Genomic DNA, 23,121 nt, shown 5'->3' with positions numbered 1-23,121 from the left:
GGAGTTCATGGAGAGGAAACAACTGCAGTTTAGCGCCGATGAAACGGTGCTGATGACCGAAAAACTGATCGATGCGCTGGTGAATATTCGCGACGAAAACGGCGCATTTCTGATGACGCTGGCCGATGGGCGCGTGGTCGACACCAAAGGGTGGGGCGGCTGGGAGTGGACCCACGGCGTGGGGCTGTACGGGCTCTGGCAGTACTGGCAGCAAACCCGTGACCCGCGCTGGCTGGCGATTATCGAACAGTGGTTTACGGACCGTTTCCGTGAAGGCACGCCAACTAAAAACGTCAACACCATGGCGCCAATGCTGACCCTGGCCTCAGTGTATGAAGAAAACGGCTATACACCGTGGAAGCGCTATATCGAATGCTGGGCTAACTGGGTGATGTACGACATGCCGCGCACCGAGCTGGGCGGGCTGCAGCATATGACCTTTAACTATGCGCACCATCAGCAGCTGTGGGATGACACGCTGATGATGAGCGTGATGCCGCTGGCGAAAGCGGGCCTGGTGCTGAATCGCCCGGAATGGGTTGAAGAGGCCAAACGGCAGTTCCTGCTGCACTCGCAGTATCTGTGCGATGCGCCTACGGGGCTGTGGTACCACGGCTGGAATTTCGAAGGCCGACATCACTATGCCAAAGCGCTGTGGGGGCGCGGCAATAGCTGGGTGACGGTGGCGATCCCTGACTTTATTGAGATGCTTGACCTCCCGCAGGGCGACCCGGTGCGCGAGTTCCTGCTAGGGCAGCTGTCGCGTCAGGTAGCCGCTCTGGCGGAGCGTCAGGATAAAGAGAGCGGGCTGTGGCATACGTTGCTGGACGATCCTACCTCCTACCTGGAATCTTCTGCCTCAGCAGGTTTTGCCTACGGCATCCTGAAGGCGGTACGTAAGCGTTATATCGATAAACGCTTTCTGGCGACCGGGGTAGCGGCGGCGGAAGGGGTCATGCGGCAGATTACGCCGCAGGGCGAGCTGGCAAACGTCTCTTTCGGCACCGGAATGGGCAAAGATCTCGACTACTACCGCAATATTGAACGCACCTCCATGCCGTATGGACAGGCGATGGCGATGCTGGCGTTGATCGAGTATCAGAATCTGTTTATCTAAGCCGCAACGGCTCCTGGTCTCAGGACTGGAGAGCCGTACGGTGATTTATTAGGGGGAACAGCCCGTACTTGCGTACCGTGCGCGGCGGCATGCCGAAAAAGAGTTTGAAGCGATGGGAGAAGTAGTTGCTGTCGTTAAAACCGCACAGGTAGGCGATATCGGTAATGGACTGTTCCGAAGTGACCAACAGATTCATCGCATGGCACAAGCGGACGTGGGTGATGTAATCATTGGGCGTCAGGGCGGTAATGGATTGTACTTTTCGCTCCAGCATGCGTTTTTGAATATTAAATTTTTGTGCCAGATAATCAATACTTAATTGATCATTTGCATAGTTGTGATGCAAATAATTTAGCAAATAGATAATTGAATCTTCCTTAGCGCAGCGGTGAGCTGTCTGGCTCACATGGCCGCGTTGTAAAAATACGGCGAGTTGTGTAAATAACGTTTCCAGCATAACGGAACGCCAGGCTAAATCTTTGTTTAATTCTTCATTTAATAGGTTGGTATAAAATGCACTATGTACGATGGTTTGATGGGTGGCCATAAATTGTTTATTTGGTGCGAAGTCGGCTAACAACGTCAGCAGGGTCTCGGTGAGAAAATCCGGATGAATGAGAATATTGAGGAGCGACAGTTTTTCGACTTTCTCAAAATAATGCTCTTCATTGGGCGACACGATAAATACAGAACCGCAGCTGATAGGCCAGGAAATCCCGTCAATGACGTGCATCCCGCTCCCGGAGGAGACGCAGACCATTTCGTAAAAGTCATGGGCGTGCAATGGACAGATATCCTGGTCAGCGATGTGCTTAATCATCAGTGACGCATTTTCAGGGAAATAGGTGGAATGACGACGTAATGCCATAGCAATAGCCTTCAGCAGAGAGATTATTTTCTGACTATAGGTTTTAATTTTTAAAAAATGAAATGTTTTTTCATTATTCTGCTGGAGTTCACGGCGAAAATTAATCAGATAATATTAAATGTGATAAAGATCACTATGCGAATCGTTAACACGATGTCGTTACTCAAGATATCTTTATTATATTAGAGGAATCTATGAACGAGAATAAGTTATTAGGGCTGGCATGGATCTCACCGTACATAATAGGGTTAGTGGTGTTCACCGCTTTTCCCTTTATTTCGTCCTTTTTATTGAGTTTTACCCAGTATGACTTAATGAGCCCGCCAGAATTTAACGGTATTGAAAACTATCGTTACATGCTGACGGAAGATCCACTCTTCTGGAAATCTATGGCGGTCACCTTTGTCTACGTGTTCCTGACCATTCCCGTCAAACTGGCATTCGCGCTGGGCATTGCCTTCGTGCTCAATTTCAAACTGCGGGGCATCGGTTTCTTTCGCACCGCGTACTACATCCCGTCGATTCTTGGCAGTTCGGTAGCCATTGCGGTTTTATGGCGAGCGCTGTTTGCCATCGACGGCCTGTTCAACAGTATGCTGGGGGCGATGGGTGTAGATCCGATCAACTGGCTGGGTGAACCCTCGCTGGCGCTGATTTCCGTTACGCTGCTGCGTGTCTGGCAGTTTGGTTCAGCGATGGTTATTTTCCTGGCGGCGCTACAAAACGTCCCGCAGTCGCAGTATGAAGCGGCGATGATCGACGGCGCGTCGAAATGGCAGATGTTCCTCAAGGTGACGGTGCCGCTGATTACGCCGGTTATCTTCTTTAACTTCATTATGCAGACCAGTGGGACCTTCCAGGAATTTACCGGCCCGTACGTCATTACCGGCGGAGGCCCGACCTACTATACCTACCTGTTCTCGCTCTATATCTACGATACCGCGTTTAAATATTTCGATATGGGCTACGGCGCTGCGCTGGCGTGGGTCCTGTTCCTGGTGGTGGCTGCCTTTGCGGCCGTGGCCTTCAAATCATCGAAATACTGGGTCTTCTACTCCGCCGATAAGGGAGGCAAAAATGGCTGATCTGCAAACCATGTCTGCGACCGAGCAGGAGGCCGCACGTGAAGTGGCCCGCACGCTGCGCCGCGAAAAAGTGAGTCGGTCGCTGCGTTATACCATTCTGCTGGTGGTCGGGCTGATGATGCTCTATCCGCTGGCGTGGATGTTCTCGGCATCGTTTAAACCGAACCACGAAATCTTCACCACCCTGAACCTCTGGCCGGTCCATGCGACCTGGGATGGGTTTATCAACGGCTGGAAAACGGGGACGGAATACGACTTCGGCCACTATATGATTAACACCTTCAAATATGTGATTCCGAAGGTGATTCTGACCATTGTCTCTTCAACCATCGTGGCCTACGGCTTTGCCCGCTTCGAGATCCCGTGGAAGAAATTCTGGTTTGCCACGCTGATTGCCACCATGCTGCTGCCGAGCACAGTGCTGCTGATCCCGCAGTACCTGATGTTCCGCGAAATGGGCATGCTCAACAGCTATCTGCCGCTGTATCTGCCGACGGCGTTTGCCACGCAAGGCTTCTTCGTCTTTATGCTGATTCAGTTTCTGCGCGGCGTACCGCGTGACATGGAAGAGGCGGCGCAGATTGACGGCTGCAGTTCCTGGCAGGTGCTGTGGTACGTGGTGGTGCCCATCCTCAAACCGGCGATTATCTCGGTGGCGCTGTTCCAGTTTATGTGGTCGATGAACGACTTTATCGGCCCGCTGATTTACGTCTACAGCGTGGATAAATATCCGATTGCCCTGGCGCTGAAAATGTCCATCGACGTGACCGAAGGCGCGCCGTGGAACGAAATTCTGGCAATGGCGAGCATCTCCATTCTGCCATCAATTATTGTCTTCTTCCTGGCGCAGCGCTACTTCGTCCAGGGTGTCTCCAGTAGCGGAATTAAAGGTTAAGAGGGAACTATCATGGCTGAAGTGATTTTCAACAAACTGGAAAAGGTCTACTCCAACGGCTTCAAAGCGGTACATGGTATCGACCTTAAGATTGCGGAAGGGGAGTTTATGGTGATTGTCGGCCCGTCCGGCTGCGCCAAATCGACCACTCTACGTATGCTGGCGGGGCTGGAAACCATTAGCGGTGGGGAAGTCCGTATTGGCGAGAAAATTGTTAACAACCTCGCACCAAAAGAGCGTGGCATTGCGATGGTGTTCCAGAACTATGCGCTCTATCCGCACATGACGGTGCGCGAGAACCTGGCGTTTGGCCTGAAGCTGAGCAAGCTGCCGAAAGATCAGATTGCCGTGCAGGTGAATGAAGCAGCGAAAATTCTTGAACTGGAGGATTTGCTTGACCGCCTGCCGCGTCAGCTCTCCGGCGGTCAGGCGCAGCGTGTGGCGGTAGGCCGCGCGATTGTGAAAAAGCCGGACGTGTTCCTGTTTGATGAACCGCTGTCTAACCTCGATGCCAAACTGCGAGCTTCAATGCGTATTCGTATTTCCGATCTGCATAAATCGCTCAAACGCTCCGGGAAACCGGCGACCACCGTTTACGTCACCCACGACCAGACCGAAGCGATGACCATGGGCGACCGTATCTGCGTGATGAAACTTGGCCATATTATGCAAGTCGATACGCCGGATAATCTCTATCACTATCCGCAAAACATGTTCGTGGCCGGGTTTATCGGCGCGCCGGAGATGAACATCAAACCGGCCAGCCTCGTGCGTAAAGACGATGGGCTGCATATCACCGTCGGCCACGATACGCTGCCGCTTAACGCGCAGCAGCAGGAGAAGGTGGCGCACTACGTCGATAAAGCGGTCTGTTTCGGCATTCGCCCCGAATACGTTCACGTCTCAACGCAGCCGTTTGCTGAAGGCGGCGGTCGGGGCACGCTGATCCGCGTTGAGAACATGGGCCACGAGTTCTTTCTCTACCTGCAGGTGGGGGATTTTGAACTGACGGCGCGGATGCCATCCGATCAGGTGAAGCCGATTCTGGATGCCAGGCTGAATAGCCAGGTGTGGTTTCGTTTTGAGATGGCGAAATGCCATATTTTTGATGCCGAGAGGGAGCTGAATATTTCACTCTAAGCCGCGGGAATAGGTCGCCGTTTAGTGATAAACGGCGACAACAGCCTTATTTATTGAGCAGATGCCCCATCTTGGCCGCTTTGGTATCGAGATAGTGGGCATTTTTCGGGTTACGACCCACGATCAGCGGCACACGCTCAACGATATTGATGCCCGCTTCGGTCAGGATCTCGACTTTTTTCGGGTTGTTGGTCAGCAGACGCACGGCGTCTACGCCCAGCAGTTTAAACATATCGGCGCACAGAGTGAAATCACGCTCGTCGGCGGCGAAACCCAGCTGATGGTTTGCCTCAACGGTGTCGTAGCCCTGATCCTGCAGCGCGTAGGCGCGGATTTTATTGAGCAGACCGATGTTACGGCCTTCCTGGCGATGGTACAGCAGGATCCCACGGCCTTCTTCCGCAATGTGCGACAGCGCGGCTTCAAGCTGGAAACCACAATCACAGCGCAGGCTGAAAAGCGCATCGCCGGTCAGACACTCAGAGTGAACCCGCGACAGCACCGGGGTCTGCCCGGTAATATCACCAAAAACCAGCGCGACGTGGTCGTGCCCGGTTGCCAGTTCTTCAAAGCCCACCATCAGGAAATCGCCCCAAGGGGTTGGCAGTTTGGCTTCTGCCACTCGTTTAAGCTGCATGTGATTCTCCAGATTATCTCAGCGCGATCAGCGCCTTCTGTTTTCCTTATTTTGCCACAACGTGCTTTACTTCACCTAATTGTGCGCGGGTGACCGCTCGTAAAGCGCACAAATTTGACACTTTATCTTTAGGTTGGACGATGACATTGATGCAAGAAGGAAGAGAAATGCGCACCATCGCGGGACGAACGACCATTGCCGCCGCCCTATTGCTACTGATGCCGCTGGCGGTGTGGCTTTCTGGCTGGCAGTGGCTGCCGGCACCGAGCGGATGGGGGTTACATGCGCTGTATGCGATAACGGAAACCGTGACCCAACCGTGGGGCATTATTACCCATTTGCTGCTGTGCGCACTGGTTATCACGATGTTGCGGCCTGGGTGGCGCAATGCGATTATCCTGGTTCTGGTACTCAGCGCGACCGTGCTGCTGGGCCAGGGGGCGAAATCGCTGGTGAAAGAGCAGGTGCAGGAACCGCGGCCTTTTGTGGTCTGGCTGGAAAAAACGCAGCAAATTCCCGTCGCACAGTTCTACACTTTAAAGCGTAAAGAAAGGGCGGCGCTGGTGAAAGAACAGCTGGCGCAACAAAATGATATTCCCGGCTTTTTACGCCATCATTGGCAAAAAGAGACCGGATTTGCCTTTCCCTCCGGCCACACTATGTTTGCGGCGACCTGGGCGCTGCTGATGGCGGGGCTGCTGTGGCCGCGTCGTCGGGTGCTGACGGTGGCGCTGGCGATGGCCTGGGCGATAGGCGTGATGGGCAGCCGTCTGCTTTTGGGCATGCATTGGCCGCTGGATCTGATGGTGGCGACGGTGATGTCGTGGCTGTTGGCAACGGTAGCCTGTTGGCTAGTGCGCTATTGGTGCGGGCCGCTGGAAAAAACGGTATAAACGCGGGCGCGGCGAAGAGAATTCAGGGGAAAGGGTTGATTTTCATCGTGGTGATCCACAGATCTAAGCCTCTCAGTGCGCTTTTCCATTTCGTCGTCGCGGTGAAGATGTTATTTTATAAGGCTGGGTGCGGTGTCGACACTGCCGAAGCCACATAACGGGAAGTCATGTGAAATACCTACTCATTTTCTTATTGGTGTTAGCGATTTTTGTCATTTCGGTGACGCTGGGTGCACAAAACGATCAGCTGGTCACCTTTAACTACCTGCTTGCTCAGGGCGAATTCAGAATCTCCACGCTGCTGGCGGTGTTGTTTGCCGTGGGCTTCGCGATTGGCTGGTTGGTCTGCGGCTTGTTCTGGCTGCGTGTGCGTGTCTCGCTGCTGCGTGCCGAACGTAAAATCAAAAGACTCGAACATCAAATGACGCCCGACGCGACGGCTCCGGTAGCCCCGACCGTTCCGGCGGCGAAGGAATAATTACATGCTGGAGTTGTTGTTTCTGCTTTTACCCGTAGCAGCAGCCTATGGCTGGTATATGGGCCGCAGAAGTGCACAACAGTCCAAACAGGACGAAGCGAACCGCTTGTCGCGTGACTACGTGGCAGGGGTGAACTTTCTTTTAAGCAACCAGCAGGATAAAGCGGTTGACCTGTTCCTCGATATGCTCAAAGAGGATACCGGCACCGTGGAAGCTCACCTGACGCTGGGCAACCTGTTCCGCTCGCGCGGCGAGGTTGACCGCGCTATCCGCATCCACCAGACGCTGATGGAAAGCGCCTCTCTGACCTACGACCAGCGCCTGCTGGCGGTGCAGCAACTGGGCCGTGACTATATGGCCGCCGGGCTGTATGACCGTGCCGAAGACATGTTTAACCAGCTGGTGGACGAAACCGACTTCCGCATCAGCGCGCTGCAGCAACTGCTGCAAATCTACCAGGCCACCAGCGACTGGCAAAAGGCTATCGATACCGCCGAACGCCTGGTGAAGCTGGGTAAAGATAAACATCGCGGCGACATCGCTCACTTCTGGTGTGAGCTGGCGCTGCAGCAGATGGGCAATGACGAGCTCGATAAAGCCATGTCGCTGCTCAAGCGCGGCGCGGCGGCCGACCCGTCAAGCGCGCGTGTGTCCATCATGATGGGGCGTGCGTGGATGGCGAAAGGCGATTACGCCAAAGCGATGGACAGCCTGCTGCGGGTGATTGACCAGGATAAAGAGCTGGTCAGCGAAACTCTGGAAATGCTGCAAACCTGCTATCACCAGCTCGGCAAAGACAAAGAGTGGGAACATTTCCTCCAGCGTTGCGTGGAAGAGAACACCGGTGCCACGGCGGAACTGATGCTGGCGCAGGTGATGGAACAGAGTAAAGGCGGAGAAGCGGCGCAAACCTACGTGACGCGCCAGCTGCAGCGTCACCCAACCATGCGCGTGTTCCACAAGCTGATGGACTACCACCTCAATGAGGCGGAAGAAGGGCGCGCCAAAGAGAGCCTGATGGTGCTGCGCGACATGGTCGGCGAACAGGTGCGCAGCAAGCCGCGCTATCGCTGCCAGAAGTGCGGTTTTACCGCCTATACGCTCTACTGGCACTGCCCATCCTGCCGCTCCTGGTCGACCATTAAGCCGATTCGTGGGCTGGACGGCCAGTAATTTCTAAAAAATAGCCCACTTATACCCTAAATAATTCGAGTTACAGGAAGGCGGCAAGGGAGTGAATCCCCAGGAGCTTACTCTGGTAAGTGACTGGGGTGAGCGAACGCAGCCAACGCACCTGCAACTTGAAGTATGACGGGTATAGTTACAACATACTTTAATTTCCCCTCCGTTTACCCCTCGGCATTGTGCCTGTCCGGTCACGCAGGTAGAATGCTGCCCGTTTACCTTTTCCGCACCCCGCGTGCCCATCAATAAGAAGGTCCAGTCATGTCCGTTGCTTCATCTTCTTCTCGTGTTGTCACCACCTCTCCCGTTGTTGTTGCCCTTGACTACAATAATCGCGATAACGCGCTCGCCTTTGTTGATCGCATTGACCCGCGTGACTGCCGCTTAAAAGTGGGCAAAGAGATGTTTACGCTGTTTGGCCCGCAGTTTGTGCGTGACCTGCAGCAGCGCGGCTTTGAGATTTTCCTGGACCTGAAATTCCACGATATTCCGAACACCACCGCCCATGCGGTTGCCGCGGCGGCGGATCTGGGCGTCTGGATGGTAAACGTACACGCGTCCGGCGGGGCACGAATGATGACCGCGGCGCGCGAAGCGCTGACGGCGTTTGGCGCCGATGCGCCGCTGCTGATTGCGGTTACCGTGCTGACCAGCATGGAGTCCAGCGACCTGCAGGACCTGGGCATCGCACTGTCTCCGGCGGAATATGCATTGAAACTGGCTACGCTGACCAAAAACTGCGGTCTGGATGGCGTGGTGTGTTCGGCACAGGAAGCGGTTCGCTTTAAGCAGGAGCTGGGCCAGGCGTTTAAGCTGGTGACCCCAGGCATTCGCCCAACCGGCAGCGACGCTGGCGATCAGCGTCGTATTATGACGCCGGAGCAGGCGCTGACCGCAGGCGTAGACTATATGGTTATTGGTCGCCCGGTTACGCAATCCGCCGACCCGGCGCAAACGCTGCGCGACATTAACGCATCGCTGAATCTGGGGGCCTAATGAGCGACAACAACAGCCGTCTGGTTTACTCGACGGAGACCGGCCGCATCGATGAGCCTAAGGCCGCCGTGGTGCGTCCGAAAGGTGACGGCGTGGTCAGAATTCAGCGCCAGACCAGTGGGCGTAAAGGGAAGGGCGTTTGTCTTATTACCGGTATCGATCTCGACGACGATGAGCTGACCAAACTGGCCGCCGAACTGAAAAAGAAATGCGGCTGCGGCGGCGCGCTGAAAGACGGCGTGATTGAAATTCAGGGCGACAAACGCGATTTGCTCAAAACGCTGCTGGAAGCTAAAGGGATGAAGGTCAAGCTGGCAGGCGGTTAATTGCCGGATGGCGGCGTTGCCTTATCCGGCCTACCCATCCTGTAGTCCGGGCGAGCCTATGCGACCCCGGGAATGTCACCATCACTCACGGTGAAATAAAAAGGGCCCCGATTCTCATCGGAGCCCTGATATTCGAATTGCGGTTTATTTGCCGACCTGATGGCCGATAATACCACCTACCGCCGCGCCGCCCAGCGTACCCAGCGCGCTACCGTCCGTTAACACGGCACCACCGATTGCACCTGCACCGGCACCCAGCGCGGTATTACGGTCACGTTTGGACCAGTTAGAACATGCACTCAGCGACATTACCAGCGTTACCGCTAAAACAGCAGCCGTCATTTTTTTCATTGAAGTCATTTTTTTCTCCTGAATATTCTATTCACGGAAAAAGCCCTTTAACTATAGCAGTTGCCACCAGTACTCAGTGCATATTCCGTGAAGCTTGTTGCGCAGGTTGTAAATTTTGTTGCTAAAAGTCACGCAAGTGATAGTTACTTCCTGTTATATCGCTAACATTAATTTTACGAATTTGTGATGTAAGTTCCAGGGAAAAAGTCTTAATTCCGGCGTAGGAAAAGTCTCATAGCGAAGCGGGGTAAAAAACGGGGGAGGTAAAACGGTAAAAAACCCGACACCGGCAGGCATCGGGCGACGTTATTAAGGGCGTTTGACGATATTTACCGTCAGTCCGGTTTGCTCAAGCTGCAGCTGTTTTTCGGTGGATAAATTGTCGTCGGTAATCAAACGATTGAAGTGGCTCATCGGCCCGAGCGGATACGGATGAGTAGCACCAAACTTCGAGCTGTCGGTCAGAACAATGGCTTCGCTGCCTTTCTCCAGCACCGCGTTAACAATATCAGCGCGCATCATGTCGCGACCGGTAAAACCGGTCTCCGGCTGCCAGCCGTCAATACCGATAAACGCTTTGCTGAAATGCACCTGCTGGATGTACTGACGCGTCAGCGGGCCAACCATGCTCTCGCTCTTCTTCTGGTAGATCCCACCAAGGAGGATAACTTCTCCTGGCGTCTCTTTCAGCAGATGCGCGATATAGCTGCTGACGGTGATGATGGTAATATCCGGCTGTTTTGCCAGTTCGCGCGCCAGCAGCGCGTTGCTGCTGCCGTTCTCAATAAACACCGTTTCACCCGGACGCACCAGCGAGGCGGCAAAGGCCGCCAGTTCACGCTTGAGGGAAAAGTTGTTCATCATGCGCGTTTCGACATCTTCGCTGTCCAGCGGAACGGCGAAACCGTGCGTACGTCTTAGGTAGCTCTGCTTTTCCAGCAGGTTTAGATCCTGGCGAATGGTAACTTCCGAAACGCCGGTCATTTTCGCCAAATCGGCGACGCTCATCCGGCCTTTATCAATCACCAGTTGTAATATGGTTTGCTGTCGGGAATTCATAATCAATGCATCAATGTTAAGGGCGAGGGCGGAAGCGATGATTAACCCGCCGCTCGCAGGGCGAATGGTGTCAGATTTCCCACGGGGATTTTGGCTGACCTGTACGGCTGTCGCGTTCGTCTGCCGCGTAGGCCAGTAATTCCGCTTTGAGTATTTCAAGATTATTGATTGCGGAATGGGTATCGCCGCCAACCAGAATATCAAGTACGGTATCAATACGTTGGGCTACCTGACGCGCATCGAGCTCGGACATAGTGGGATCCTGTTGATAAATTCGATTGAAATCAATGATGCAAAATTTACCGACAAAAGAGAAGTGAAAAAATGGCTTACCTTATAACCCCGAATGCTCACTCAGCCAGCGTTCCAGCTCGGCGACCGGCATCGGGCGCGCAAAAAGGTAGCCCTGCCGCTCATCCACGCCGTGTAGTGTCAAAAACGCATCGTCAGCCGCGTTCTCGACACCTTCCGCAATAATGCGCAAATTTAACGCCCGAGCCACGGCAATAATCGCCAGCACCAGCGATTGGGAAACGGAATGGTCGTGAACGCTCTGCACAAAAATATGGTCCAGCTTAATGGTATCGATAGGGAAGCGGGCCAGCTGCGACAGCGACGAATAGCCGGTGCCGAAATCATCTAAATGGATTTGCGCCCCCAATGCGCGAAACTGTTCAATGACGGCCAGCGCTTGTTCGGCGTTATCGATAAGGCAGCTTTCTGTTAGCTCAATATCAATCGGACATTGCTCGAATCCCTGGGCTTTCATGGCCTGTCTCAGATCGCTGAAGATAGCCTGATCGACCAGTTGCCTTGCTGAAACGTTAACCGCGACGCGCAGGTGAATACCTCGGTCGCGCCACTGCGCCACCTGACGAATCGCGTCCAGCATCACCCAGCGCCCTAGCGGTACAATCAGCCCCGACTCCTCGGCATAGGAGATAAAATCCATCGGCGGGATCAGCCCACGCTCGGGCGAGTTCCAGCGCACTAGCGCTTCGAGGCTATGCACCTCGCCGTTTAAGTCGACCTTGGGCTGATAGTAGATAACCAATTGATCGCACTGCAGGGCTTTGCGCAGATTGGTATCGAGCCACAGATATTCGAACACCCGTAGGTTCATCTCTGGCTTAAAGACGCTAAAGCGCCCGCGCCCGTTCTCTTTGGCGGTGTACATCGCCGTGTCGGCGTTGCGAATCAGGCTCTCCCGGTCTTCGCCGTGCTGCGGGGCGATAGAGATACCCAGCGAGCAACCGCTATAGACTTCAATCAGACCAATGCGGAAAGGATCGCGCAGGCGGGTCAGCACCCTGGATGCCATGGCTTCCAGCTCGCTCTGTGAGGTGTGGGTGGCAAGAACGATAAACTCATCACCGCCCAGACGTGCGAGGGTCTGGTTCTCTTCCAGGCAGCTTAAAATCGACAGCGCCACCGACTGCAATAGCTGATCGCCAAAGACGTGTCCGTAAGCGTCGTTCACCTTTTTGAAATTATCGAGATCGAAATAGACCAGGCCAATTTGTTCGTCAGGCTGGCGGGTGTCGATGGCGCTGCCGATCAGCTCGTTGATGGCATGACGGTTGGGGAGTCCGGTGATGGTGTCGGTATTCGCCAGCACCCGCAATCGCTCCTGCGCTTTGCGCTCCTCGGTGATGTCGGTACCGGAACAGATAAGGTAGATCTCATTCTTACCGCTACCGCTATGAACGAAGCGGTTGCGAAACAGAAACAGGCGTGGCCCTTTGCGGGTTTTGATCCAACGTTCCACTTCATAGGGCCCGCCGTTGCTAAAAAAACGACTCACGTTCTCCCGCGCGGCGGCGGCTTCCGGCGCAGACATAAAAAGCTCGAAGGCGGTTTTGCCGATCACGTCCTGCTCTTTTACCCCGGTGTACTCTTCGCACAGACGGTTGAAGCGCTGGATTTTGCCTTCCCGGTCGAGAATAACTATCACTGAGTTCGCTTCAGACACCACCTGTTCGGCAAACAGCAGCCCCTGCAGCAGGTCGCGGGCCACAGAGGAGGTATCAAACCAGGAAGACGCCGTGCCGGCCCATTCCGTACCGCTGACCTTGCGGCCAATAAGATGAATGGGCACATCATGGCCGTTGACCTGAATATTGACCGCCAGGCTTGAGGTGGTGACGCTCATGGTATGAATGCGCTGGGCATTTTCTTCACTGAGGGGGATGGCGAGGTCGGACCCAGCGCCGGAATCGGGGTCTATGCTCAGGTAAAGAGTGGGTTCGGCACGCGACAAACGCCAGTAGAGACTGGTTTCACTGGGAGTGGGGTCGAGCAGATTTTGTGCCAGAGACTTCACCATGTGTGCTCCTCGTACACCTGCATTCGAATGCGTCCGAATCCAATACCATGGTATTCAGTGTGAACGTTTTTTGAAATTTCGCGTAGAAAAAAGAGGGTAGAGGCGTGAACGCTGGCCAAAAAAAACGGCCCCCGAAGGAGCCGCGTAGTACAGCAGAGAACGCTTACGCCGCAGGGCGCGCAATCACGCTGCGAGTCTCCATGCGCACTTCCGCAATGGTGACATCAATAACGTCAGTGACCTTATAAACCACTTCGCCTTTGATCTGCACGGTGCCGCTCTCCTGGCTGCAAACCATCTCATCACGCACGGCGTGCAGGAATGGCGCAGGTATAAAGGCAACCGCGCCGTTATCCACCAGGCGTACACGCATGCCGCCGCGGCTAACGTCGATGATCTCCGCTGCGAAGCGGGTATCTTTACCCGCCTGCGGATTCAGATAACGGGCGTACAACCAGTCAGCCACATCGCGTTCCGCCATGCGGTTCAGGCGACGGCGTTCGGCCATCTGCACGGTGACATCGTCTTTCGGACGGGAAGGGTTTTCGCCTTTGATGATCGCTTTCAGCAGACGATGGTTCACCATATCGCCGTACTTACGAATCGGTGACGTCCAGGTCGCGTACGCTTCCAGACCTAAACCAAAGTGCGGGCCCGGCTCGATGCTGATTTCCGCAAATGACTGGAAGCGGCGAATACGGCTGTCGAGGAAGCCGGAAGGCTGAGCGTCAAGCTCGCGGCGCAGCTTGCAGAAACCGTCCAGGGTCAGCACTTCAACCGGATCGACGTGAACGTCGTGGGTTTTCAGCAGCGCAGCCAGCGCTTCGGTGTTGTCGGGCGCAAAGCCGGTGTGGACGTTGTAGATACCAAAGCCCAGCTTGTCGCGCAGCACGCGAGCTGCGCAGATGTTGGCCGCAATCATCGACTCTTCAACGATGCGGTTAGCAATGCGGCGTGGTTCAGCGACGATATCCAGCACTTCGCCTTTCTCACCCAGCACGAAGCGGTAGTCAGGACGGTCTTTGAAGACCAGCGCATGGGTCTTACGCCATTCGCTACGAATCTGGCAAACACGCTGCAGCAGGGTAATCTGACGCGCGATGGCGTCGGTCTGTGGCTTCCAGTCGCCGGTGTTTTCCAGCCAGTTGGAGACGTCGTCATACACCAGTTTGGCTTTTGATTCGATGTTAGCAGCGAAGAACTCAATGTTGTCTTCGATGGTGCCGTCGGCGGCCAGCGTCATGCGGCAGGCCAGGACTGGGCGAACCACTTCCGCGCGCAGCGAACAGAGGTCGTCGGACAGCTCACGCGGCAGCATCGGGATGTTGAAGCCCGGCAGGTAGTTGGTGAAGGCGCGAATTTTCGCGGCGTCGTCCAGCTTGCTGCCTTCCACAATCCAGGCGGTCGGGTCGGCGATAGCCACGGTCAGCAGCAGCTTGCCGTCGGCAGCTTCTTCCACAAACAGCGCATCGTCCATATCTTCGGTGCTGGCGCTGTCGATGGTGACGAAGTCGAGGGCAGTCAGATCGCGACGCTCCAGACCTTCATCCTGCATCTCAGTCGCCACGCCGTTTGGCGCTTCTTTTTCCAGGTTATGACGGGCGAGGGTAACCCACCACGGCACAAAGTGGTCGTCACCAAAGGTGATGAATTTGGTCAGCTCAGCGTAGAAGCTACGATCGCCTTTCAGCGGATGACGGCGCATTTCAGCAACGGCCCAGTCACCCTCTTTGAAATCATGAGTCACACCGCGTTCAGCGCGGCAGGGAATGGCATCTTTTAACAGCGGATGGTCAGGAACGATAGACAGTCTGTCATCCTTGCGGTGAATCTTTCCGACAAAACGGGTCAGGAAAGGCTCAACCAATTCTTCCGGCTCGGCGCTCTCTTTCTCTTTTTCAGAGTGGATGACGGCGATAATACGGTCGCCGTGCATCACTTTTTTCATCTGCGGCGGCGGAATAAAATAGCTTTTCTGCGCGTCGACTTCGAGGAAACCGAAGCCTTTTTCCGTGGCTTTTACGACCCCTTCAGCACGTGGCGTCTGGGAGTGAAGTTGCTGTTTTAGCTGCGCGAGCAGCGGGTTGTCCTGAAGCATATTGATCTATTTTCGTGGCCAAAAGAGCGGCTGACATTGTTACGCGAATCTATAGGTTGCAGCAAGCGCTCTTTCACCCTTTTACGTAACTTGTTGTGCGCTGCCAAGGGCGATGCGCAGGCGGTTTAACCAGCCGCTCAACGCGCTCCAGGCAAGCAGCGTGATGGCATCTGGCACCGAAAGACCTTGCTCAATGAGCGGGGTTAGCTGAGCGGCGCTAAAACGGTCCGGCGCGCGGGTTAAAAGCTGCGTTGCCTGCGCCATTGCCCGCTCACACGGATAGTGGTGACTCCAGGCCTGGATGGCGCGCTCGCCGTTGCGTACCGCCTCCGGCAGGCCGCTGGCGCCTTGCCACTGTCCGCTGTAGTAATGAAAACAGCTCGCGCTGCCGTTGATGCGCGCCGGGATAAGCGAGGCCAGCGGCTGAAGCGGATGCGCGAAGGCGAGGGCATCGATAAGCTCACCCAACCCTTCCAGCAGCGTTTCTTCGGCGACCAGCACGTTTGCCAGGTCTGCCAGTTCGGGTACCTGCTGCCAGCGTATCAGCGCGTCACCCTGCGGGGTATTGGCCTGGTGCGGCGCGGTACTGACAAAGTCGGTAAACCACGGCGCGCTTTCACTCTGGAAGCGTTCTGCGTCAGCATCTTCCTGCACTGGCATACCGGGTATCCAGCGCACTGGGAAACCGAGCTGCGCCTGGAAAATGGCGATAACGCGCGCCTGGAAGCCGACGAAGCCGACCACCTGGTTAATCAGAATAATATCGTGTGCGGTAAGCCCTACGCCGTCCAGCTGTTGGCGTTCGCGTGGGGTGATCACCGACGGTGAGCTGGCAAGCTGACGGGCGTACTGGGTGATTTGCGCCAGCCGATGGTTACTCTCGCGCGATGAATCCGGCCCCGGCAGCGGTGCCAGACGCGCGGCGTAGTGGTTACACAGACGTTGAACCCCGGAAACCTGCGCGACGGTGAGCGCGGTGCTCAGACGGTCGTAGGCACTAAAGGTGTGCAGGCGGTTGACGGTGACCACATCCGGGAACAGCGTTTGGGCGAACGTACGGGCAAGACGCAGCCAGCGCTGATTGGCGCTGTAGAGGGCGTCGGGTAACGTGAGGTCCAGTAAAAAACGGTCGTCAACGTGTGCGGCTTCGGGAACCAGCGGCATCACATCGCTGTGTTGGGCTCTCGACTGGGTTTCGTGATACCAGTGGCTTTTGCCGTAAACGCGGCGTGGCTCCATGGGTATTCCTTGATCTATAGGTGGCGAGCCGGCAGGTATTGAGCGTGTTGCCGGATCGTTATAGGTAAATATCCTGGCGCATGCGTGACGAGGGAGAAAATATTGTTCGGCGATAATTAATAACTGACTGGAATAACAGAGGGGTAAGAAGCGGTGAATCGTAGCCTGGCCGAACGCAGTGACGCCGGGGAAAATCCCGGCGTCGGCGTTAACGCCGCGTCCGGGCTACCGAGTGAGGTGAGTTGTAGCCCGGCCGAACGTAGTGACGCCGGGAAATCCTAAGGCCTACAGTTCGAGTTCGTTCATCGCAGCAATACTGAAACCGCCGTCGACGTGCACCACTTCCCCGGTGATCCCGGCAGAAAGGTCAGAGCACAGGAAGGCCGCTGAATTACCGACATCTTCAATGGTGACGGTGCGGCGAATCGGGGTTACCGCTTCGCAGTGTGCCAGCATTTTTCGGAAATCCTTGATGCCGGAGGCGGCCAGCGTGCGAATCGGGCCAGCCGAAATCGCATTGACGCGAATGCCCTCTGGCCCCATGGCGTTTGCCATATAGCGCACGTTGGCTTCCAGAGACGCTTTCGCCAACCCCATCACGTTGTAGTTTGGAATCGCACGTTCGGCGCCCAGATAGGAGAGGGTCAGCAGGGCAGAGCCGGGGTTCAGCATGCTGCGGCAGGCTTTCGCCATCGCCACAAAGCTATAGGCGCTGATGTCGTGGGCGATTTTGAAGCCTTCACGGGTTACCGCGTTGACGTAGTCGCCGTCCAGCTGATCCGCTGGCGCAAAGCCGATGGAGTGGACGAAACCGTCAAACGTCGGCCAGACCTTAGCCAGCTCGGTGAACAGAGATTCGATGCTCGCATCTTCCGCCACGTCGCACGGCAGGACGATGCTAGAGTTCAGAGAGGCGGCGAACTCTTCTACGCGGCCTTTCAGCTTGTCGTTCTGGTAGGTAAACGCCAGCTCGGCCCCTTCGCGCTGCATCGCCTGAGCGATACCGTAGGCGATGGAGAGCTTGCTGGCGACGCCTGTAATCAGAATACGTTTACCGGAAAGAAAACCCATCGTGTTTGATCCTTCTCTTCAGTGTTAGCGGTCTTTACGCCAGGCGTCGGCGGTCAGCGCCTCGCCAAAGTGGCCCGCAATCAGGCGCTTGGTTAAATCATGCAGCGGGGAGGCCAGCACGTCGGCGGTACTGCCGCGTTCCACCACTTCCCCCTGGTGCATCACCAGCACCTGATCGCTAATGTGCTTCATCATGCCCAAATGCTGGGTCACGTAGATATAGGAGATACCCTGTTTTTCCTGCAGCTCCAGCATCAGGTTCACTAACTGCGAACGCATCGACATATCCAGCGAAGCCAGCGCTTCGTCGCAGATGATTACCTTCGGGCGCAGGATCAGCGCGCGGGCCAGGCCCAGACGCTGTTTCTGCCCCGGCGCCAGCATATGCGGGTAGTAGCTGACGTGGTCCGGCAGCAGGCCGACCAGGCGCAGGGTGTCGATAATCTGCTTCTGGCGCGCTTCTGGTTCGAGATCGGTGTTGAGACGCAGCGGGAAATCGAGGATCTGGGAGATACGCTGACGCGGGTTCAGCGAGGTACTCGGATCCTGGAAGATCATGCGAATACGCTGGCTGCGGAACGAGTAGTCGCCGAACTCCAGCGGATGGTCGTCAATCAGCAGTTCGCCGGTGGTCGGTTCCACCATCCCCGCCAGCATTTTTGCCAGCGTTGATTTGCCCGAGCCGTTCTCACCGATAATCGCCAGCGTCTGCTTTTCGCGCAGGGTAAAGCTCAGCGGCTTAACCGCCTGCAGCGTCTGACGATGGAACCATCCGGTGCGGTAGCGAAAGGTCTTACTCAGATTACGCACTTCAAGCAAGGTTTCGACCATTTCACTCTTTCTCCATGTTCAGCGGGAAATGACAGGCGAACAGGTGATTCTTCGCACCCGTCAGGCGCGGGGTTTCAATACATTTGCGTTGGGCGTAAGGGCAGCGTGGCCCCAGACGGCAGCCCATCGGCAGCTGCTCCAGCAGCGGGATCGCGCCGGATAGCGTATTCAGGCGGCTTTTATGCGGCATGGAACGGCCAAAGTCAGGAATCGCGCGGATCAGCGCCTGGGTATACGGGTGATGCGGAATGGTCACCAGCTCTTCGCTTGGTGCACTCTCCACCGTCTGCCCGCAATACATGACGTTAATCTTATCTGCCCAGTGGGTCAGCATCTGCAAATCATGGGAGATCAGCAAAATGGTGGTGTTGTTGTTCTGGTTAAGACCGGTCAGCAGACGGAAGATCTGCGCCTGAGTGGTCGGCTCCATGGCGTTGGTCGGTTCATCGGCAATCAGCAAACGCGGCTGATTGGCCAGCGCGATGGCGATCATCACCTTCTGACACTCCCCTTCGGTCAGCTCGTAGGGGAAGCTGCGCATCGCGTCTTTGTGGTCTTTAATCCCCACGCGGTGCAGCAGTTCGATGGCGCGGCGTTTACGCCAGCCCAGGCGCTGCCACCAGTGGCCTTTAAAGGTCCAGCCTGGAATGTTCTGCATCAGCTGTTCGCCGATACGTTCAGACGGATCGAGACAGGACTGCGGCTCCTGGAAAATCATCGACACGTTATGGCCGACCAGCTTGCGGCGCTCGCGGTTGGACAGGCGCAGCAGGTCGATATCATCAAAACGCATACGGTCTGCGGTCACGCGCCAGTTATCTTTGGTCACGCCGCAAATTGCTTTGGCGATCAGGCTCTTGCCCGAACCAGACTCACCGACCAGACCGCGAATTTCGCCTTCGGCCAGCGTCATGCTGACCCGGTCCACGGCCTTCACCCAGCCTTCGTTGGTCTTAAATTCGATGGTCAGATTGCGAATATCAAGTAACGGCATTATTCCACCCCCGCGTTGATGGCGCGGCGAATACCGTCGCCCAGCAGGTTAACCAGCAGGACGCTGACCATAATGGCCGCCCCCGGCAGCATCACCGTCCATGGTGCGACGTAGATAAGCTCCAGCGCGTCGCCCAGCATCGCGCCCCATTCCGGGGAGGGCAGCTGTGCGCCCAGATCAAGGAAGCCCAGCGCGGCGATATCCAGAATCGCCATCGACAGCGCGCGGGTGATTTCGGTCACCAGTCCTGCGGCAATGTTCGGTAAAATCGCAAACCACAGAATGTTCAGCGTCGAAGCCCCGTCGAGGCGGGCGGCAATGACGTAATCGCGCTCCAGTTCGTCGTGCACCATGCTGTAAATCGAGCGCACCATGCGCGGCAGCAGCGCCAGCCAGACGGCGAACATGGCATGCGACAGGTGCGGGCCAGCAAAGGCCACCACGATAATCGCCAGCAGCAGCGAAGGGATGGAGAGCAGGGTGTCGAGAATATGGTTCAGCACCGCCGATCGCAGGCCACGGGTTGAGCCGGCAAAGGCACCGAGCCCCAGGCCGAAGACGGTTGCCCCCAGCGTAACCACAAACGCACCACCAACGGTAGGTGCCGCGCCGCTCAACAGGCGGCTTAACACATCGCGGCCCAGGTCGTCGGTGCCAAGGAAGAACGACACTTCCCCGTAGCGTGACCATGACGGCGGCAGCAGTTGATAGCCGAGGAACTGCTGGTCGATGCCGTACGGGGCAAACCAGCCGCCGAATACGCACACCAGCACCAGCCCCATGCAGCCGTAAAAACCAATCATTGCCGTGGTATCGCCGTAGAATTTACGCCACACGGTGCGCAGAGCACCCGGCGTACGTTTCTCGAGATAGACGCTATCGTAAGGCATACCATTCCTTATGTTTCAGCGGGTTAGCCATAGCACCCAAAATATCGGAGATCACGTTAACAATGATCACCAGCGCGCCAATCACCATTACACCGGCGGAGATCGCCGCGTAGTCCTGCTGGCGAATGGCGTTAATCAGCCAGCGCCCCAGGCCCGGCCAGCTAAAGACCATTTCGGTGATCATCGCCAGCGTCAGCATGGTAGAAAACTGCAGCCCCAGACGCGGGATCACCGGCGGTAGGGCGTTGTGCAACACGTGGCGGCGCAGAATGGTCAGGCGAGAAACCCCACGGGTCGCGGCGGCTTTTACGTAGTTGGTGTCATACACTGCGATGGTGCTGATGCGCATCAGGCGCACCACTTCGGTCGTCGGGGCAACCGCCAGCGTCAGCACCGGCAGCACCATATGGCGCAGGGCGCTGATGATCATCTCATGTCGCCACGGCGAATCGGAAAGCCAGGCGTCGATCAGCGCGAAACCGGTGACATTTTTGACTTCGTACAGCAGGTCAAAGCGCCCGGAAACCGGCAGCCAACCCAGCGTCAGCGAGAAGAACAGGGTAAGCAGCAGCGCCAGCCAGAACACCGGAATAGAAAAGCCCAGCAGCGCGAAGAAGCTGATGACCTTATCCTGCCATTTGTTGCGGGTGATCCCGGCCAGCATACCGACCGGAATACCGACCAACAGGGCAAAGCCAAACGCCAGGATGCAAAGCTCCATGGTTGCCGGGAACACTTCCCGCAGCTGTTCAGAAATCGGCTGGCCGTTGATGCTGGAGACGCCGAAATCCCAATGCATCACGCTTTCAAACCAGAACACCCACGCGTTCCAGAGTGAAGCGCCCTGTAGCGGCGCATGGGGCGTGAAATAGCTCAGGCTGAAGCCGACAAAGGTCAGGAAAAAGAGCGTGACCAGCAGCAGCAGCAGGCGACGAAGGGTGAAAATAATCATGGTTTCTGCACCTTCTCTTCTTTTTCCCGCGACACGCCCGCAAATGAGGCGTTACCAAACGGGCTCAGCACCAGCCCTTTCATATCGTAGCGATAGGCCTGCAGACGCAGCGACGAAGCCAGCGGCAGCACCGGCAGTTCGCGAGCGAGGATCTGCTGGGCCTCATCGTAGGCATCAATGCGCGACGCCAGCTGCTGGGAGTCCAGCGCTTTGCGCAGCACGCTGTCGAATTCGCGGTTACACCAGTGCGCCAGATTGGTTTGCGAGGTGATGGCCGCACAGCTTAGCAGCGGACGGAAGAAGCTGTCGGGGTCGTTACTGTCGGTGGCCCAGCCGGAGAGCGTCAGGTCATGGTTCATGTCCATCAGCCGTGCTTCCTGGAAACGGCCTTCCACCGGCACGATCACCACTTTCACGCCAATTTGCGCCATATCCGCCTGAATCAGCTCGGCGGTTTTGAGCGGGCTTGGGTTCCAGGCCTGCGAGCTGGTCGGCACCCACAGGTGCAGCGTCAGTTTCTGCAAACCTAATGCTTCAAGACGACGACGCGCTTCTTTCGGGTTGTATTCGGTAATTTTAGCTTCGTTATCGTAAGCCCAGGAGGCGCGCGGCAAAATGGAGGCTGCGGTTTCTGCCGTACCGTAGTAGATAGACTGCATCAGGCGCTGGTTGTTGATAGCCAGCGACAGGGCGTGCCGCACTTCAGGGTTATTCAGCGGCGGCTTATCGGTGTTAAACGCCAGATAGGCGATGTTCATCCCCGGACGCAGCGTCAGGCGCAGGCGTGGGTCGTCGCGCAGAATGGTCAACTGGCTGGCGGCAGGCCAGGCCAACACGTCGCATTCGCCGGTCAGCAGTTTGGACAACCGCCCGGTACCACCGGAGCCTAAGTCGACCACCACCTGCGGCATCAGCGGCGTACCGCGCCAGAATTTCGGGTGACGCTGCAAACGGATGTACTGCCCGGCCTGATACTCATCAAGCTGGAACGGCCCGGTGCCGACCGGCTGGCGGTCGAGCAGCTCCTGGTGATCCTGTTTGGTCAGCTTGTCGGCGTACTCGGCGGACATCACTGAGGCGTAGTGGGTGGCCAGGTGCCAGAGGAACGAGGCATCCGGGCGGGTCAGGCGGAACTCCACGGTGTGGTTATCCAGCTTGCGCACGCTCTGCACGCTATCGGCAAACTGCAGGCTGTCGAAGTAAGGGAAAGCACCGCCGTTGACGTTATGCCACGGATGATGGCGATCGAAAATACGTTCAAAGGTAAAGACCACATCGTCGGCGTTCAGCGCGCGGGTTGGCGTAAACCAGCGGGTGGTCTGGAACTGCACGTTGTTGCGCAGGTGGAAGCGGTAGGTCGCGCCGTTATCCAGCACCTCCCAGCTTTCGGCAAGTTCCGGTACCAGACGATAGGTATAAGGGTCTACGTCCAGCAGACGGTCGTATAGCTGAGCGGCCAGCGTGTCGACGATAAGCCCGCTGCCCGCCTTTTGCGGGTTGAAGGTGTTGACCTGCCCGCTAACGCAGTAGACAAATCCGCTGTCGCGAATATCGGCGCGAGGGGGGGCAAGCGGTTGCGGTGCGGCAATCGCCTGGCTGCATAAAAGCCCCAATGCGGCGAGGAAGGATGGCAAATTCAGGCGCATAGTTTCGTTATATTTTCGATTGATCTGCAAAGTGTATCGCACT

24 protein-coding genes are annotated in these 23,121 nt (G+C 56.3%); 10 read left to right on the top strand and 14 right to left on the bottom strand.

The annotated features are described in order from the left end of the window. Positions 1-7: 7 nt before the first annotated feature. Positions 8-1,117, top strand: a complete 1,110-nt coding sequence (gene bglB, locus V6944_RS06890) for a beta-galactosidase BglB (protein WP_333498393.1) — start codon at positions 8-10, stop codon at positions 1,115-1,117. A 19-nt stretch (positions 1,118-1,136) separates the two neighbouring features. Here the strand turns inward: bglB and V6944_RS06885 are convergent, their stop codons facing one another. Further along, positions 1,137-1,985, bottom strand: coding sequence for a helix-turn-helix domain-containing protein (locus V6944_RS06885; RefSeq protein WP_333498392.1), 849 nt, complete (start codon positions 1,983-1,985; stop codon positions 1,137-1,139). A gap of 194 nt (positions 1,986-2,179) precedes the next feature. On the opposite strand from V6944_RS06885, the gene V6944_RS06880 reads away from it, so the two are divergent. Genes V6944_RS06880 through V6944_RS06870 form a run of 3 tightly spaced genes read left to right on the top strand, consistent with a single transcriptional unit; the run spans position 2,180 to position 5,105 of the window. Then, a complete protein-coding gene (locus tag V6944_RS06880) occupies positions 2,180-3,070 on the top strand; it encodes a carbohydrate ABC transporter permease (protein ID WP_333498391.1) in 891 nt (296 codons plus the stop codon). After that, positions 3,063-3,965 (top strand): carbohydrate ABC transporter permease, encoded by a 903-nt coding sequence (locus V6944_RS06875; protein WP_333498390.1) that lies wholly within the window; start codon positions 3,063-3,065, stop codon positions 3,963-3,965. Before V6944_RS06880 ends, V6944_RS06875 begins: the two co-directional genes overlap by 8 nt. Positions 3,966-3,977: 12 nt before the next feature. Beyond that, positions 3,978-5,105, top strand: coding sequence for an ABC transporter ATP-binding protein (locus tag V6944_RS06870; RefSeq protein WP_333498389.1), 1,128 nt, complete (start codon positions 3,978-3,980; stop codon positions 5,103-5,105). Between the two features lie 46 nt (positions 5,106-5,151). Here V6944_RS06870 and ribA read toward each other — a convergent pair whose 3' ends face one another. Continuing rightward, positions 5,152-5,742, bottom strand: a complete 591-nt coding sequence (ribA, locus tag V6944_RS06865) for a GTP cyclohydrolase II (RefSeq protein ID WP_185666043.1) — start codon at positions 5,740-5,742, stop codon at positions 5,152-5,154. Between the two features lie 167 nt (positions 5,743-5,909). Here ribA and pgpB point away from each other — a divergent pair, with 167 nt between their 5' ends. The 5 genes from pgpB to yciH all read left to right on the top strand — a co-directional run bounded on the left by pgpB (position 5,910) and on the right by yciH (position 9,621). Next, positions 5,910-6,635 (top strand): phosphatidylglycerophosphatase B, encoded by a 726-nt coding sequence (pgpB, locus tag V6944_RS06860; protein WP_333498388.1) that lies wholly within the window; start codon positions 5,910-5,912, stop codon positions 6,633-6,635. A 169-nt stretch (positions 6,636-6,804) separates the two neighbouring features. After that, positions 6,805-7,113, top strand: coding sequence for a LapA family protein (locus tag V6944_RS06855; RefSeq protein WP_333498387.1), 309 nt, complete (start codon positions 6,805-6,807; stop codon positions 7,111-7,113). 4 nt (positions 7,114-7,117) lie between these two features. Then, complete coding sequence (gene lapB, locus V6944_RS06850; RefSeq protein WP_333498386.1) at positions 7,118-8,287, top strand: lipopolysaccharide assembly protein LapB; 1,170 nt, start codon at positions 7,118-7,120, stop codon at positions 8,285-8,287. Between the two features lie 273 nt (positions 8,288-8,560). Further along, a complete protein-coding gene (gene pyrF / locus V6944_RS06845; RefSeq protein ID WP_333498385.1) occupies positions 8,561-9,295 on the top strand; it encodes an orotidine-5'-phosphate decarboxylase in 735 nt (244 codons plus the stop codon). Next, positions 9,295-9,621, top strand: coding sequence for a stress response translation initiation inhibitor YciH (gene yciH / locus V6944_RS06840; protein ID WP_333498384.1), 327 nt, complete (start codon positions 9,295-9,297; stop codon positions 9,619-9,621). The genes pyrF and yciH overlap by 1 nt, the downstream gene beginning before the upstream one ends. Before the next feature lie 144 nt (positions 9,622-9,765). On the opposite strand, the gene osmB is transcribed toward yciH, so the two are convergent. The 6 genes from osmB to V6944_RS06810 form a co-directional block, all read right to left on the bottom strand. Continuing rightward, positions 9,766-9,981 (bottom strand): osmotically-inducible lipoprotein OsmB, encoded by a 216-nt coding sequence (osmB, locus tag V6944_RS06835; protein WP_035896313.1) that lies wholly within the window; start codon positions 9,979-9,981, stop codon positions 9,766-9,768. Between the two features lie 300 nt (positions 9,982-10,281). Continuing rightward, positions 10,282-11,031, bottom strand: coding sequence for a DNA-binding transcriptional regulator YciT (gene yciT / locus V6944_RS06830; RefSeq protein ID WP_333498383.1), 750 nt, complete (start codon positions 11,029-11,031; stop codon positions 10,282-10,284). Between the two features lie 70 nt (positions 11,032-11,101). Further along, entirely contained in the window at positions 11,102-11,284 is a 183-nt protein-coding gene (locus V6944_RS06825; RefSeq protein ID WP_035896315.1) for a YciZ family protein, read from the bottom strand. Between the two features lie 81 nt (positions 11,285-11,365). Continuing rightward, a complete protein-coding gene (gene pdeR, locus V6944_RS06820) occupies positions 11,366-13,357 on the bottom strand; it encodes a cyclic di-GMP phosphodiesterase (RefSeq protein ID WP_333498382.1) in 1,992 nt (663 codons plus the stop codon). 163 nt (positions 13,358-13,520) lie between these two features. Next, positions 13,521-15,455 carry an exoribonuclease II gene (locus V6944_RS06815; RefSeq protein ID WP_333498381.1) on the bottom strand — a complete coding sequence of 645 codons (1,935 nt, stop codon included), beginning with the start codon at positions 15,453-15,455 and terminating at the stop codon, positions 13,521-13,523. 81 nt (positions 15,456-15,536) lie between these two features. Then, positions 15,537-16,694 (bottom strand): CMD domain-containing protein, encoded by a 1,158-nt coding sequence (locus tag V6944_RS06810; RefSeq protein WP_333498380.1) that lies wholly within the window; start codon positions 16,692-16,694, stop codon positions 15,537-15,539. Positions 16,695-16,847: 153 nt separating this feature from the next. Here V6944_RS06810 and V6944_RS06805 point away from each other — a divergent pair, with 153 nt between their 5' ends. Beyond that, complete coding sequence (locus tag V6944_RS06805; protein WP_333498379.1) at positions 16,848-16,976, top strand: hypothetical protein; 129 nt, start codon at positions 16,848-16,850, stop codon at positions 16,974-16,976. 3 nt (positions 16,977-16,979) lie between these two features. Here V6944_RS06805 and fabI read toward each other — a convergent pair whose 3' ends face one another. Genes fabI through sapA form a run of 6 tightly spaced genes read right to left on the bottom strand, consistent with a single transcriptional unit; the run spans position 16,980 to position 23,078 of the window. After that, on the bottom strand, positions 16,980-17,765 hold the full coding sequence (fabI, locus tag V6944_RS06800; RefSeq protein WP_333498378.1) for an enoyl-ACP reductase FabI: 786 nt from the start codon (positions 17,763-17,765) through the stop codon (positions 16,980-16,982). Between the two features lie 24 nt (positions 17,766-17,789). After that, positions 17,790-18,596, bottom strand: coding sequence for a putrescine export ABC transporter ATP-binding protein SapF (sapF, locus tag V6944_RS06795; protein ID WP_106928998.1), 807 nt, complete (start codon positions 18,594-18,596; stop codon positions 17,790-17,792). A gap of 1 nt (position 18,597) precedes the next feature. Then, entirely contained in the window at positions 18,598-19,590 is a 993-nt protein-coding gene (sapD, locus tag V6944_RS06790; RefSeq protein ID WP_185666053.1) for a putrescine export ABC transporter ATP-binding protein SapD, read from the bottom strand. Beyond that, entirely contained in the window at positions 19,590-20,480 is an 891-nt protein-coding gene (sapC, locus tag V6944_RS06785) for a putrescine export ABC transporter permease SapC (protein WP_333498377.1), read from the bottom strand. Before sapC ends, sapD begins: the two co-directional genes overlap by 1 nt. Beyond that, a complete protein-coding gene (sapB, locus tag V6944_RS06780) occupies positions 20,467-21,432 on the bottom strand; it encodes a putrescine export ABC transporter permease SapB (protein WP_185666055.1) in 966 nt (321 codons plus the stop codon). The genes sapC and sapB overlap by 14 nt, the downstream gene beginning before the upstream one ends. Then, positions 21,429-23,078 carry an ABC transporter substrate-binding protein SapA gene (sapA, locus tag V6944_RS06775; RefSeq protein ID WP_333498376.1) on the bottom strand — a complete coding sequence of 550 codons (1,650 nt, stop codon included), beginning with the start codon at positions 23,076-23,078 and terminating at the stop codon, positions 21,429-21,431. Before sapA ends, sapB begins: the two co-directional genes overlap by 4 nt. Positions 23,079-23,121: the final 43 nt, after the last annotated feature.

Source organism: Kluyvera sp. CHPC 1.2972, from assembly GCF_036759925.1.
Lineage (GTDB): Bacteria > Pseudomonadota > Gammaproteobacteria > Enterobacterales > Enterobacteriaceae > Kluyvera.
Note: the sequence above shows the minus strand (reverse complement) of the source record. Positions and strands in the feature narration are given on the sequence as shown.